Origin of the sequence: Sphingomonas sp. GV3 (assembly GCF_031082075.1) — a bacterium.
Taxonomy (GTDB): domain Bacteria; phylum Pseudomonadota; class Alphaproteobacteria; order Sphingomonadales; family Sphingomonadaceae; genus Sphingomonas; species Sphingomonas beigongshangi.
In genome coordinates, this window is record NZ_JARWLE010000001.1 from 3,297,845 (window position 1) to 3,311,130 (window position 13,286).

Annotated in this window: 14 protein-coding genes; 7 read left to right on the top strand and 7 right to left on the bottom strand. The window is 68.0% G+C overall.

What is annotated here, in order from left to right:
* Nucleotides 1-56 precede the first annotated feature (56 nt).
* Genes RF701_RS15595 through rimP form a run of 3 tightly spaced genes read right to left on the bottom strand, consistent with a single transcriptional unit; the run spans nt 57 to nt 2,522 of the window.
* Nucleotides 57-293, bottom strand: a complete 237-nt coding sequence (locus RF701_RS15595; RefSeq protein ID WP_203308291.1) for a 4-oxalocrotonate tautomerase family protein — start codon at nt 291-293, stop codon at nt 57-59.
* Nucleotides 293-1,909 carry a transcription termination factor NusA gene (gene nusA, locus RF701_RS15600; protein ID WP_308815501.1) on the bottom strand — a complete coding sequence of 539 codons (1,617 nt, stop codon included), beginning with the start codon at nt 1,907-1,909 and terminating at the stop codon, nt 293-295. The genes RF701_RS15595 and nusA overlap by 1 nt, the downstream gene beginning before the upstream one ends.
* 1 nt (nt 1,910) lies before the next feature.
* Entirely contained in the window at nt 1,911-2,522 is a 612-nt protein-coding gene (rimP, locus tag RF701_RS15605) for a ribosome maturation protein RimP (RefSeq protein WP_210356771.1), read from the bottom strand.
* Between the two features lie 172 nt (nt 2,523-2,694).
* Here rimP and RF701_RS15610 point away from each other — a divergent pair, with 172 nt between their 5' ends.
* Complete coding sequence (locus RF701_RS15610) at nt 2,695-3,957, top strand: PQQ-dependent sugar dehydrogenase (RefSeq protein ID WP_308815502.1); 1,263 nt, start codon at nt 2,695-2,697, stop codon at nt 3,955-3,957.
* Nucleotides 3,958-3,964: 7 nt separating this feature from the next.
* Here RF701_RS15610 and RF701_RS15615 read toward each other — a convergent pair whose 3' ends face one another.
* Nucleotides 3,965-4,348, bottom strand: coding sequence for a PaaI family thioesterase (locus RF701_RS15615; RefSeq protein WP_210356769.1), 384 nt, complete (start codon nt 4,346-4,348; stop codon nt 3,965-3,967).
* Nucleotides 4,345-4,770 carry a PaaI family thioesterase gene (locus RF701_RS15620; RefSeq protein WP_210356768.1) on the bottom strand — a complete coding sequence of 142 codons (426 nt, stop codon included), beginning with the start codon at nt 4,768-4,770 and terminating at the stop codon, nt 4,345-4,347. The genes RF701_RS15615 and RF701_RS15620 overlap by 4 nt, the downstream gene beginning before the upstream one ends.
* An 88-nt stretch (nt 4,771-4,858) precedes the next feature.
* On the opposite strand from RF701_RS15620, the gene RF701_RS15625 reads away from it, so the two are divergent.
* On the top strand, nt 4,859-5,641 hold the full coding sequence (locus RF701_RS15625; protein ID WP_308815503.1) for a crotonase/enoyl-CoA hydratase family protein: 783 nt from the start codon (nt 4,859-4,861) through the stop codon (nt 5,639-5,641).
* A 33-nt stretch (nt 5,642-5,674) separates the two neighbouring features.
* Here RF701_RS15625 and RF701_RS15630 read toward each other — a convergent pair whose 3' ends face one another.
* Together RF701_RS15630 and RF701_RS15635 are read right to left on the bottom strand one after the other, a co-directional pair.
* Complete coding sequence (locus RF701_RS15630) at nt 5,675-5,941, bottom strand: hypothetical protein (RefSeq protein ID WP_210356766.1); 267 nt, start codon at nt 5,939-5,941, stop codon at nt 5,675-5,677.
* A gap of 70 nt (nt 5,942-6,011) precedes the next feature.
* Complete coding sequence (locus RF701_RS15635; RefSeq protein WP_203308283.1) at nt 6,012-7,373, bottom strand: DEAD/DEAH box helicase; 1,362 nt, start codon at nt 7,371-7,373, stop codon at nt 6,012-6,014.
* 324 nt (nt 7,374-7,697) lie between these two features.
* Between RF701_RS15635 and RF701_RS15640 the strand changes: the two genes are divergently transcribed.
* The 5 genes from RF701_RS15640 (at nt 7,698) to RF701_RS15660 (ending at nt 13,285) form a co-directional block, all read left to right on the top strand.
* Nucleotides 7,698-8,003: a hypothetical protein gene (locus RF701_RS15640; RefSeq protein WP_308815504.1), complete on the top strand. Its 306-nt coding sequence runs from the start codon at nt 7,698-7,700 to the stop codon at nt 8,001-8,003.
* On the top strand, nt 8,000-9,571 hold the full coding sequence (locus RF701_RS15645; protein WP_210356764.1) for a methyl-accepting chemotaxis protein: 1,572 nt from the start codon (nt 8,000-8,002) through the stop codon (nt 9,569-9,571). Before RF701_RS15640 ends, RF701_RS15645 begins: the two co-directional genes overlap by 4 nt.
* A gap of 94 nt (nt 9,572-9,665) precedes the next feature.
* Complete coding sequence (locus RF701_RS15650; protein WP_203308280.1) at nt 9,666-10,682, top strand: fumarylacetoacetate hydrolase family protein; 1,017 nt, start codon at nt 9,666-9,668, stop codon at nt 10,680-10,682.
* A gap of 106 nt (nt 10,683-10,788) precedes the next feature.
* Complete coding sequence (locus tag RF701_RS15655; protein WP_210356763.1) at nt 10,789-12,075, top strand: 3-methyl-2-oxobutanoate dehydrogenase (2-methylpropanoyl-transferring) subunit alpha; 1,287 nt, start codon at nt 10,789-10,791, stop codon at nt 12,073-12,075.
* Between the two features lie 202 nt (nt 12,076-12,277).
* Nucleotides 12,278-13,285, top strand: coding sequence for an alpha-ketoacid dehydrogenase subunit beta (locus tag RF701_RS15660; protein ID WP_287977601.1), 1,008 nt, complete (start codon nt 12,278-12,280; stop codon nt 13,283-13,285).
* The last annotated feature ends 1 nt before the right edge of the window (nt 13,286 follow it).

Here is a 13,286-nt window from a genome sequence, read left to right on the forward strand (position 1 = left end):
GTGGGGACGACGGACAAGCAAGGGCGAGCGTAACGCTCTGCTGAAGCCTCAGCGCCTCATTGCGAGGGAACCGCATGCGCGTCCTCCCTCGAATCGGTTTTCGGCGCATCGCGGTCGACGAGCAACTGCCCGCCGGCCGCGTAATTCTCCAGCGCGACCTCCTCGATCACGATCTGGACCGCGGCCGGGTTCTTGCCCAGCCGCGCCACAAGCGAGGCCGTCACGTCCGCGACGACCCCCGCCTTTTGCTCCTTGGTCGCGGAGCCCGCCAGTCGGATCGAGACGAAGGGCATCAGGCCTCCTCGCCCTCCGACGCGTCGGCATCCGCCGCAGGCGCCTCGTCCGCGAACCAATGCTGGCGCGCGGCCATGATGATCTCGTTGCCCTGCTCGTCGGTCAGGCCATATTCGGCCAGGATGCCGCCCTTCGGCTCGGGCCGCTTGGGCGCGTCATCGTTGCGACGGCGCGGCTCGGCCCGCTTCTTCTCGACCAGTTCGTCGGTCGCGAGATCGGCGAGGTCGTCGAGCGTCTTGATCCCCGCCTTGCCGAGCGTGACCAGCATCGCCTCGGTCAGATACGGCATGTCGGCCAGATCATCCTCGACGCCCAGCGCGCGACGTTCCTCGCGCGCGGCCGCCTCGCGGCGCTCCAGCGCTTCCTGCGCACGGCTCTGCAGCTCCTGCGCCAGATCCTCGTCGAAGCCCTCGATGCTGGCGAGCTCGTCGATCTCGACATAGGCGACCTCTTCCAGCGCGCCGAAGCCCTCGGCAACGAGGAGCTGCGCCAGCGTCTCGTCGACGTCCAGCTCGTTCTGGAACATCTCGGAATTCTGGACGAATTCCTTCTGACGCTTCTCGGAGGCGTCGGCCTCGGTGAGGATGTCGATCGCCTTGCCCGTCAGCTGGCTGGCGAGGCGGACGTTCTGACCGCGGCGGCCGATGGCGAGCGACAGCTGATCGTCGGGCACGACCACCTCGATGCGGTCCTCTTCCTCGTCGATGACGACGCGGCTGACGCTGGCGGGCTGCAGGGCGTTGACGACGAAGGTGGCGGTGTCCGGCGACCAGGGGATGATGTCGATCTTCTCGCCCTGCATCTCCTGCACGACCGCCTGCACGCGGCTGCCCTTCATGCCGACGCAGGCGCCGACCGGGTCGATCGACGAATCGCGGCTGATCACGCCGATCTTGGCGCGGCTGCCCGGGTCGCGTGCCGCGGCCTGGATAGTGATGATGCCGTCGTAGATCTCCGGCACTTCCTGCGCGAACAGCTTCTTCATGAAGTCGGGATGCGCGCGGCTGAGGAAGATTTGCGGCCCGCGGTTCTCGCGACGGACATTGAGGATCAGCGACCGGATGCGGTCGTTGACGCGCACCACTTCGCGCGGGATCTGCTGATCGCGGCGGACCACGCCCTCGGCGCGACCGAGGTCGACGACGATATGACCGAATTCCACGCGCTTCACGACGCCGGTGATGATCTCGCCCTGGCGGTCCTTGAACTCTTCATACTGGCGATCGCGCTCCGCGTCGCGGACCTTCTGGAAGATGATCTGCTTCGACGCCTGCGCCTGGATGCGGCCGAACTCGATCGGCGGCAGCGGATCGACGATATAATCGCCGACCTGCGCGCCCTTTTGCAGCTTCTGCGCCTGGTTGACGTCGACCTGCTTGAAATAGTCGTCGACCGCCTCGACCACCTCGACGACGCGCCACAGGCGCAGGTCGCCGGTCTGCGGATCGAGCTTCGCGCGAATGTCGTTCTCGATGCCGTAACGGGTCTTGGCGGCGCGCTGGATGGCCTCTTCGAGCGCTTCGATGACGATCGCCTTGTCGATCATCTTCTCCGACGCGACCGAATTGGCGATCGCGATCAGCTCCGCGCGGTTGGCGGTGGCAACACTGGCCATCTTAAGCGTGTCCTTCCTTGAGGGCATCATTGTCGTCGGTGTCGGCGGCGTCGCCACGATCGGCGTCCGCCTCCTCGAATTCGTCCGCGCCTTCCGTCGAAAGAGGCGCGGTGGCGGCGATCAGCCGGTCGGTGATCGTCAGCTTGGCATCCTGGATCTGCGCGAGGTCGACCGTCATCGGCCGATGCCCGCGCACGTCGATCGTCACCCGCAGATCGTCCGGGTCGCCGTCAATGCCGACGAGGTCGCCGGTCAGGATCTTGCGGTTGTCGATCTTCTCGATCAGCGTGATCTTCGCCTCATGCCCCGCCCAATTCGCATAATCCTGCGGCCGGGTGAGGGGGCGGTCTATACCGGGCGACGACACTTCGAGCCGATAGGCGTCCTCGATGGGGTCGCGTCCTTCGGCTTCGAGCGCGTCGAGCCGATCGGAGATCCGGCGCGACAGGTCGGCGCAGTCGTCGATTGTCAGCTGACCCGTTTCCGGCCGCTCCGCCATCACCTGCAGCGTCGGGTCGGACTTGCCGCCGAACATCTTGACCCGCACGAGGTCGAAGCCGAGCGCTTTCGCTTCGGGCTCGATCAGTCGGGTAAGAAGGGCGATATCGACCATGTGGACCTTTACGGGATGTGCGTTGTCGGCGCCGCGGAGGAACCCCGCAGCCTCTTTCACCTGACGATGTAAGAGAAGACATGCGCCATATACGCCGCCAAGTCGCGCTGCGCAAGCGGGCAACCACTACCCCGGCAAGGGGTTATGTCCATGATTTCCGGGAGAGTGATCAATGACCCGTGCCTGCCTCCTGTCGCTGCTGATGATCGGCACGGCCTGTTCCGCCCAGCCGCAACGGGGTACGCCCGCCGCCGCGGTGTCGGGGGAACAGGGGCCGCAGGGTCCACAGCCTGCGGGCGCCAACGATCCGGTTCCGGCGAATGCGCCGCTCGATCCGTCGATCCGCAACGTTCCCGCCACCACCGGCCGTGCCAATCTTCCCAAGACGCCGCCGCCTTTCGCCGTGGCGGAGATCGGACGTTTCGAGGCGCCGTTCGCAATGGCCTTTCTTCCCGACGGCACGCTGCTCGTCACCGAAAAGGCGGGGCGGCTGATGCTGCGGCGGAAGGACGGCACGACCGTTCCGGTGAGCGGCATGCCCGCCGTCGCCACGGGCGGGCAGGGCGGACTGCTCGATGTCGCGATCGCCCCCGATTTCGCGCGCAGCCACGTGCTTTATCTGTCCTATGCGGAGCCGCGCCCGAATGGGGGCAGCAGTCTCACGCTAGCCCGCGGCGTTCTGGAGCAGGCGAACGGATCCACCGCGCCCGCGATGCAGGACCTCGCCGTGATCTGGCGGGCGGGATCGGATGGACCCGGCGGGCAGTTCGGTGCCATCATCACGTTCGCGCCAGACGGCAAGTCGCTATTCCTCACCTCCGGCGAGCGGCAGCGTTTCACGCCCGCGCAGGATCCGGACCAGGCCTTGGGCAAGATTCTCCGGCTGACGCTCGACGGCAAGGCATGGCCAGGCAATCCGGCCTATCGCAAGGGCGGGGTCCAGGCGATGACCTGGACGAGCGGGCATCGCAATCCCTACGGCCTCGTCTTCACGAACGACGGCCGGCTGTGGGAAGAGGAGATGGGGCCGAAAGGCGGCGACGAGCTCAATCTGATCGAACCAGGGCGCAATTACGGATGGCCCGTCGTGTCGAACGGCGACAATTATTCGGGGCAGCCAATTCCGGATCATCCCAGCCGCCCGGATTTCGCCGCTCCGGTCCTGTGGTGGAACCCGGCCATCTCGCCGGGCGGGATGATCGCCTATTCCGGGACGATGTTCCCGCAATATCGAGGCTCGCTTCTCATCGCCGCGCTGTCCGCCAAGTCGCTGATCCGCGTCGCCGTAGACGGGGTCCGCGCGACGGCGAAGGACCAATGGGACATGGGCACGCGCATCCGGGACGTGGCGCAGGCGCCGGACGGCGCGATCTGGCTGCTGGAAGACGGCGGCAAGGGTTCCGGTGGACGGTTGCTCCGCCTGACCGCGAAATAGCGCCGGTTCAATCGCGGACGACGAGGTAGTTCATCTGCGCCCGCGCGATCGGCCGGGCGGGATCGTCCTGCCACGCCACCGCGTCGACGTTCGCAATGCGCGTCCCGAGCCGGGTGACGTTGCCCTGCGCCTGCGTCGGCTTGTCGCGCCCGCCGCGCATGAAGTCGGCGGTGACGCTGATCGGCTTGATCCGTCCGCCGCCGTCTCCTGCCAGCGCGTGGCGCAGCGCAGCGATCGCAGCGATCTCCAGCAGACCCGCGATCGCACCGCCGTGCAGGAATCCCGGCCGACCGAGCACGTCGTTCCCGAACGGCATCACGATCAGCGGCGGCGCGTCGTCCCGTTCCTCCACCGTGACGCCGAGCAGCTGCGCATAGGGCGGCAGGCTCATGACCAGTTGTCCATCAGCATGAAGGTGCCAGCCACCTGGGCGAGAGGGTCGTCGGCATCCCCGTCATGGGCGATGCCGCGCACGAAGGCAACGGAACGGGTCAGCTTCACGCATTCGCCGCGCCCGATGACGGTGCGGCCCGGCACCGCGGGACGCAGATAGTCGACGCGCAGGTCCAGCGTCGCCTGGGGCACCAACCGCCCTAGCTTCACCCACACGGCCAGACTGGTCGCCGTGTCCATCATCGTCACGATCGGTCCGGAAGCGATCACGCCCGTCGCCGGGTCGCCGATCTGGTCCTCGGCATAGGGCAGCGCCAGCGCGACCCAATCCGTGCCGCTGTCATGGAGGGCAAGGCCGAGGCGTCCGATGTGGCCGCCGAAGCCCCATTGGGTAAAGCGCCTGATGTCGAAACCGGTCATGCGGCCCTGTTCTACACGGCGGGCCCGGTGGCGCAACGTGATCGCTGGGATTACAGAGCGCGACAGATCAAACGATCAGGAGAGAGCCATGACCGAGCGCGTCACCGTCCGCATCGAAGAAGGCGTCGCCGACGTACGCCTGTCGCGTCCCGACAAGATGAACGCGCTCGACCCCGCCATGTTCGAAGCTCTGGCGGCGACGATCGACGATCTGAAGGCGCGCACGGACGTACGTTGCGTCGTCCTGTCCGGAGAGGGGCGGGCCTTCTGCGCCGGTCTCGACATGGCCGCGATGGCGAGCGGCGGATCGGGCATCGACCTGGACACGCGCACGCATGGCATCGCCAACCTCGCCCAATATGTCGCCTGGGGATGGCGCGAGCTGCCGATGCCGGTGATCGCGGCGCTGCACGGCGTGGTGCTGGGCGGTGGCCTCCAGATCGCGAGCGGCGCGGACGTGCGCATCGCCCATCCGGCGACGCGTCTGGCGATTCGCGAGCTGCACTGGGGGATCGTGCCCGACATGGCCGGCATCGCCTTGTGGCGCACGCTGGCGCGGGACGACGTGTTGCGCGAATTGACGTATACAGCCCGCGAGTTCGATGCGGTGGCGGCGGCGCAATATGGCTTGGTCACACGCGTCAGCGAGGACCCGCTGGGCGAGGCGATGGCGCTCGCCCGCGATATCGCCGGGCGCAATCCGCATGCGATCCGCGGGGCCAAGCGGCTCTACAATCTGGCGGCGGACAGAGATGCGGCGGGCGTCCTGCGCGCGGAAAGCGACGAGCAGCTGACGCTGCTCCGTTCGCCCAACCAGAGGGAGCAGGTGATGGCCAACATGGAAAAGCGCGCCGCGCGTTTCCTCGACTGACCACGCGTTCTCCCTGACCGGGATGACGCGCTTCTACAGAACCACCGTCTCCGGCTTGGATTCCGCTATCGCGGCGAGCACCATCCGCTCCCAGATCACGGGATCGCCCGCCGCCGCCATTGCCTGGTCCGGCTCGCGCAACGTTCGCAGCACAGCGCGCGCGTCGCTCAGATAGTCGCGCCAGGCGGCGTCGACGGCATCACCCGCGGATTCGGCATCGCCATTGGCATTGGCGCTGATCCGCTGGCCGGCAAGCACCCGCGCGATGCGTTCGGCGACGGGGGTGGTCGATACGTCCATGGCCTCTCTCCCAATGCATTTTCCGCTTGCGTGCTCAATGCACGAGGAGGGAGGCCGGGTCCGCCGTCGATCAGCGTGCCGCGCCGGCTCCAGCGCCCGCACCGCCACGGCCCTGGCCGCCGCGCCCACGGCCGCCGCGTCCGCGCCGGCTGCGGCTGGCGTTGGCATAGTCCCGGGTCGACGTCGGCGCATGCGTCGCGCGCGGCTTGGGCAAGGGACGCTGGCGCGGCAGGTCGGCGCGCGGCGCGGGATCCGCGCCGATGGCCTTGACGCGCGCCGCCTTGATCTCGTTCGACAGGCCGGTGAAATTGTCGGGCAGCGGGCGTACCGCCACCTTCTGGCGCGTTACCTTCTCGATGTCCTTGAGGTAGGGCCGCTCGTCATCGGCGCAGAAGGCGATGGCGATGCCGCTGTTGCCCGCGCGCGCCGTCCGTCCGATCCGGTGGACATATTGCTCGGGCACGTTCGGCAGCTCGAAGTTGACGACATGGCTCACGCCCGAGACGTCGATACCGCGCGCCGCGATGTCGGTCGCGACCAGCACCTTGGTCTTGCCGTCCTTGAACTCGCCGAGCGCCCGCTCGCGCTGGCCCTGGCTCTTGTTGCCGTGAATCGCGTTCGCCGCGATGCCGTTGCCGGCGAGCAGCTTCACGACGCGGTCCGCGCCATGCTTGGTGCGGGTGAAGACGAGCGCTCGATCGATCGTCGGATCGCGCAGCACCAGCGTCAGCAGCGCCTGCTTCTCCGTCTGGTTGACGAAGGTGACGTACTGGTCGACGCGCTCGGCGGTGGTCGATTCCGGCACCACCGAGACGGTCTTGGGATCGGTGAGGAACTGGCTGGCCAGATCGCGGATCGCGGTCGGCATCGTGGCGGAGAAGAACAGCGTCTGGCGCTTGCGCGGGATCATCCGCACGATCTTCTTGAGCGCGTGGATGAAGCCGAGGTCCATCATCTGGTCCGCCTCGTCGAGGACGAGGATCTCGATCATCGACAGGTTGCACATGCCCTGCTCGACGAGGTCGATCAGGCGGCCGGGCGTCGCGACGAGGATGTCGACGCCGCGCGACAGGTCCTGGCGGTTCTTGTTGATGCTGGTGCCGCCGAACACGGTCGCGACCGACAGCTTGCTGAACTGGCCGTAGCCGCGCGCATTGTCGGCGATCTGGCTGGCGAGTTCGCGCGTCGGCGCGAGGACGAGCATGCGGACATGCGTCGGCAGCACGCGCTTGTTTGCCGCGACGAGGCGCTGGATGGACGGCAGCACGAAGGCGGCCGTCTTGCCCGTGCCGGTCTGCGCGATGCCGAGCAGGTCGCCGCCATCGAGGCAGATCGGGATCGACTGCGCCTGGATCGGCGTCGGGGTGGAATAGCCCTTGGCTTCGAGCGCGCGGACGAGCGGCTCGGCAAGGCCGAGAGTGGCGAAAGACATGAGAAAAAACCTCAAACAACGGGCCGTGGCCGCGACGCCGATGGGGCGCACGGATGGCGGGGGAAAACTGACACCCCGCGTGAATAGGGAAGCCCTGAACGGATAGACCGAGGCGGAGCCGGGGGCATTCGCCCCGTTCACGCTGCCTGACGCCTCGATGCGGCGGCATGTGCGCGTTACCGGACCAAAAGTCAATGGTGTCGCCGCCGCGAGGGGCGCGAACCATCCCGGCGGCAATGCGATCCCGAACGCAACATTGATCTAAATGGGTTTATTTTCGCCCCGTTAACCGCATCATAATTCGCCCTGGTCCAATCCCTGGGCATGACTCGAGGATCGATCCTGCAAGGCCACCGCGGCGCGGCCGTCGCGCAGGTGGCGGCGGTGGCCGTGATACTGGCGATGTTGGCAGCAATGCCGCGGCCCGGCGGCGCGTTGCTATTGGTTCCGACGTGGTCGGCCGACGGCATGGCACGCGAGGCGGTGGCGCAAGGCGCCGCGTTGCTGGCGCCCGGGCCGGGATCGACGCTGCTCGTGCGTGGGCGCTGGGGTCCCCTGCAGCGGGCGTTGCTGTCGCACGGGGTCATCGTCGTCGGCGCCCCCGCGATCGTGTGTGGAGGACGGATATGACGATCGAGAGCCTGGATGCACTGCGCGAACGTGGCGTGCGCGGTATCGTCGCGGCCTCGTGGGGCGCCGTGCCGTTGCTCGGCCTGATCGGCTACGGCATGGGCAGCGACCATACGGTGCCGACCGTCGTGCTCGCGCTCGCGGCCCTGGCGATACCCACGTGGCTGGCGGCGAAGCGGCGGTTCGACGTCGGCGCGCGCCTCGCCGTCGGCAGTCTCGCGGCGGTGCTTCCCGCGCTGTTCGTCTTCCTGCTGGCAGGAGCGGGCTGGCAGATGGACGCCCATATGTACTTCTTCTCGGCGCTCGCCGCACTGACCGTGATGTGCGACTGGCGCCCCCTGGTGCTCGCCTCGGCCATCATCGCGGTGCACCACCTCCTTCTCGATTGGCTGATGCCGAGCTGGGTTTTCGAAAACGGACTCGGCGGGATCGCCCGCGTCCTGTTCCACGGCGCCGCCGTCGGTCTGCAATGCATCGCGTTGAGCTACGTCACGCTCCATCTGCGCAGCCTGATCGCGCGGCAGGACGTCGCGCGGCGGGACAGCGAGGCCATGGCGGCGGTCGCGGAGACCGAGCGCGAGGTCGCGCGCGTCGAACGCGAGCGTGCCGTCGTCGCGCTCGAGGCGGCACGGGTCGCCGAGGCGCAGGCCGCGGCCGACCGCGACGCGCGCCGACGGGCGGAGGTCCGCAGCGAAAAGGCGCGGCGCGCGGAGCTCGTCGACCTGGCGGCGCAGTTCGAGCAACGGGTCGTCGAGGTCGCCGTCGCGATCGAGGCCGCCTCGTCACGGCTTGAGGGGTCGGCCGCCGCGCTCAACGGTCTTGCCGCCGATACCGGACGCCAGGCGAGCGAGGCGGCGACCGGCGCGACGCAAGCGTCGGACGCGGTCCGCTTTGTCGCGCAGGCCGTCGACCAGCTGACGGGGGCGATCAACATCGTCGCGGAAAGTGCGGCGCAGCAGAGCCGTCTGACGGCGGCGGCGCGTTCCAGCACGCGCAACGGCGACGCCACCGTTCAGGCCCTCGCGGGCCGTGCCGTCGACATCGGCGGCTTCGTCGGCGAGATCAACAGCATCGCGGCGCAGACCAATCTGCTCGCCCTCAACGCGACGATCGAGGCGGCGCGCGCGGGCGACGCGGGACGCGGCTTCGCCATCGTCGCGAGCGAGGTCAAGCAGCTCGCCGGTGCGACGGGACGCGCGACCGACAAGATCGCGGGCCTCGTCGCCAGCGTCCAGGACGGCGTCGACGCAGCGGCCACCGATCTCGACCGCGCCTCGTCCGCGGTAGGCGAGGTGGCCGAGGCGGCGGACGACATCCGGGCGGCCGTCGCGGCGCAAGGTGGCGCGGCGCAGCGCATCGCGGACAGTGTGCACGAGGCGCGCGCGGGCGCGCACGTCATCGCGGAAAGGATCGCCGACGTCGCGGCGGCGGCCAATGCGGCGGGCGATCTGTCCGGCGAGGTGCGCGACGCGGCGACCGCGCTCGCGGACCATGCCCGCCGGCTGCGCGCCTCGACGGTCGGGTTCGTCGAGCATCTGCGCAGCGCCCAGGGCGCCGCGGCGGCCTGATCTCGGGACCAACCGGTATCGCGTGATACTTTTTCGCTGTTTTCGGCCCTCGTGCGTCTTATGAGGGTCGGCAAACATCGAAAGAGGATCGCGCATGAAACTGGCCAGTCTGAAGCACGGTCGCGACGGCAAGCTCGTCGTCGTCTCCAACGATCTCGCCTGGTGTGCGGATGCCGGCCACATCGTGCCGACGCTGCAGGCGGCGCTCGACGATTGGGACCGGCTGCTCCCCGATCTGCAGAACCTCGCCACCGACCTCGAGCATGAGACGATTCCACGCCTGCGGTTCCACGAACACGATGCGGCGGCACCGCTGCCGCGCGCCTATCAATGGGCGGACGGTTCGGCCTATGTGAACCACGTCGCACTGGTCCGGCAGGCGCGGGGCGCGGAGATGCCAGACAGCTTCTGGCACGATCCGCTGATGTACCAGGGCGGCAGCGACGGCTTCTTGGGCCCGCGCGATGCCATTCCGCTCGCCGACGAAAGCTGGGGCTGCGATCTGGAGGCGGAGGTCGTCGTCGTCACCGGCGACGTGCCGCTCGGCGCCAGCCGGGAGGAAGCGCTCGCCGCCATTCGGCTGGTCGGCCTGACCAACGACGTGTCGCTGCGCAACCTCATTCCCGGCGAGCTCGCCAAGGGATTCGGCTTCTTTCAGTCCAAGCCCGCGAGCGCCTTTTCGCCCGTCTTCGTCACGCCCGACGCACTCGGCGACTGGTGGCGGGACGGCAAGCTGCACCGCAAGCTGATGGTCGATCTAAACGGTGAGCCGTTCGGCCGCGCCGAGGCCGGCGAGGACATGACCTTCGACTTCGGCACGCTGGTCGCGCATGCGGCGAAGACGCGCCGGCTGGGCGCGGGTACGATCGTCGGCTCCGGCACGGTCAGCAACCGTGGCCCCGACGGCGGCCCCGGCAAGTCGATCGGCGAAGGGGGCGTCGGCTATTCCTGCCTTGCCGAACTCCGCACCGTCGAAACGATCGGCGGCGGCAAGCCGGTGACGCCGTTCCTCAAGGCGGGGGACACGATCCGCATCTGGGCGGAGGACGATCGCCACCACCCGATCTTCGGGGTGATCGAGCAGACGGTGGAGGGCGGAGCCGGCGCATGACGCGCCGCAACAGTCGGAAAGTCTCTTGAAATTAAGTTACGCTTGCGCAAGAGGCGGACGGGTTAGCGCCGGGGCGGTGATTCTCCGGCAAGACGAGGAGAGAGACGTGGCGGCCGAGCATATCCGCGCCAACCTGCAGCCGCTGTCCCTGCACGTGCCGGAGCCGAAGTTCCGACCGGGCGATACGGTCGATTTCGCCGCCGTCGACGTACCGCCGGCAGGCGCGCAGCGTCGCCCCGATACGGCCGAAGAAGCCCGCGCCTTCACCGATCTCGCCTATACGCTCGTTCGGGTTCTCGACGAGGAGGGCCGTGCCGTCGGTCCCTGGGATCCGAAGCTGTCGCCCGACGCGTTGCGCCGCATGCTGCGCAACATGGTCCGGCTGCGGGCGTTCGACGAGCGGATGTTCCGTGCCCAGCGCCAGGGCAAGACGAGCTTCTACATGAAGGCGACGGGCGAGGAGGCGGTGGCGGTCGCCGCCGCGCAGGCGCTCGATCGCGACGACATGTGCTTCCCCTCGTACCGCCAGCAGGGGCTGCTCATCGCACGCGACTATCCGCTGGTCGAGATGATGAACCAGATCTACTCGAACCGCGGCGACAAGCTTGGCGGCAAGCAGCTGCCGATCATGTATTCGGCGAAGGAATACGGCTTCTTCTCGATCTCCGGCAACCTGACGACCCAATATCCGCAGGCGGTCGGCTGGGCGATGGCGTCGGCGGCGAAGGGCGACACGCGTATCGCCGCGGCCTGGTGCGGCGAAGGCTCTACCGCGGAGGGCGATTTCCACTCCGCCTGCACCTTCGCCGCCGTGTACCGCGCGCCGGTGATCTTCAACGTCGTCAACAATCAATGGGCCATCTCGAGCTTCTCCGGCTTTGCGGGGGCGGAGGCGACGACCTTTGCCGCTCGGGCGATCGGCTATGGCATCGCGGGACTGCGCGTCGACGGCAACGACGCGCTGGCGGTCTATGCGGCCACGCAATGGGCGGCGGAGCGGGCGCGCACCAATCAGGGTGCGACGCTGATCGAGCATTTCACCTATCGCGCCGAAGGCCATTCGACGTCCGATGATCCGTCGCAATATCGCAGCGCGGGGGAGGCGACCGCCTGGCCGCTCGGCGACCCGATCCAGCGGCTGAAGCAGCATCTGATCGTGATCGGCGAATGGGACGAGGAGCGTCATGCCGCCCAGGATCGCGAGATCGCGGAGGACGTGCGCGCGACCCAGAAGGAAGCCGAGAAGAACGGCATCCTGGGGCATGGGCTGCACCAGCCGCTCGACAGCCTGTTCGACGGCGTGTTCGAGGAGATGCCCTGGCACCTGCGCGAGCAGCGCCAGATGATGATGGACGAGGAAGAGGCGAGCGGACGGCCATGGGCGCGCAAGTGAGCTGCTCGATGCCCGTCATTCGCCCCTCCATCGTCATCCCGGCGAATGCCGGGACCCATGGTTGCGGCGCGGCCCATGGGGAAAGCCAACCGGTGCAGCCGGGTCCATGGGTCCCGGCGTGCGTCGGGACGACGGGAGTGACATGGTGAGCGATACGATCGAGCAACCGACCTTGGAGGGCGAAGCCCCCGCCGTCGCCCGCATGAACATGATCCAGGCGATCAACTCCGCGCTCGACGTCGTGATGGCGCGCGATGCGGACGTGTTGGTGATGGGCGAGGACGTCGGCTATTTCGGCGGCGTGTTCCGCGCGACCGCCGGTCTGCAGGCGAAGTACGGCAAGACCCGCGTCTTCGACACGCCGATCACCGAGATCGGCATCATCGGCGTTGCGATCGGCATGGGCGCCTATGGCCTGCGTCCCGTCCCGGAGATCCAGTTCGCCGACTATATCTACCCCGCGCTCGACCAGCTGGTCAGCGAGGCGGCGCGGCTGCGCTATCGGTCGGCGGGTGATTTCACCGCGCCGATCACGGTGCGCTCGCCCTATGGCGGCGGCATCTTCGGCGGCCAGACGCATTCGCAGTCGCCGGAAGGCATCTTCACGCACGTGTCCGGCATCAAGACGGTGATCCCCGCGACCCCCTATGACGCCAAGGGGCTGCTGATCGCCGCCATCGAGGACAATGATCCCGTCCTCTTCCTCGAGCCGAAGCGCATCTACAACGGGCCGTTCAACGGCCATTGGGACAAGCCGGCCGAGAACTGGTCGAAGCATCCCGGCGGTTCGGTGCCGACCGGCTATTACAAGGTGCCGCTGGGCAAGGCGGCGATCGTGCGGCCCGGCGAGGCGTTGACCATCCTGTGCTACGGCACGATGGTCCATGTCTGCGAGCGCGTCGTCGCGGACATGGGTGTCGATGCGGAGATCGTCGACCTGCGCACCCTGGTGCCGCTGGACATCGAGACGATCGAGGCCTCCGTCAAGAAGACCGGCCGTTGCATGATCGTGCACGAGGCGACCCGGACGTCCGGTTTCGGCGCCGAACTGTCGGCGCTCGTCCAGGAACGCTGCTTCTACCATCTGGAGGCGCCGATCGAGCGCGTCACCGGATTCGATACGCCTTATCCCCACAGCCTCGAATGGGCCTATTTCCCGGGCCCGGTCCGCATCGGCGAGGCGCTCAAGAAGATCATGAAGGACGCCTGAG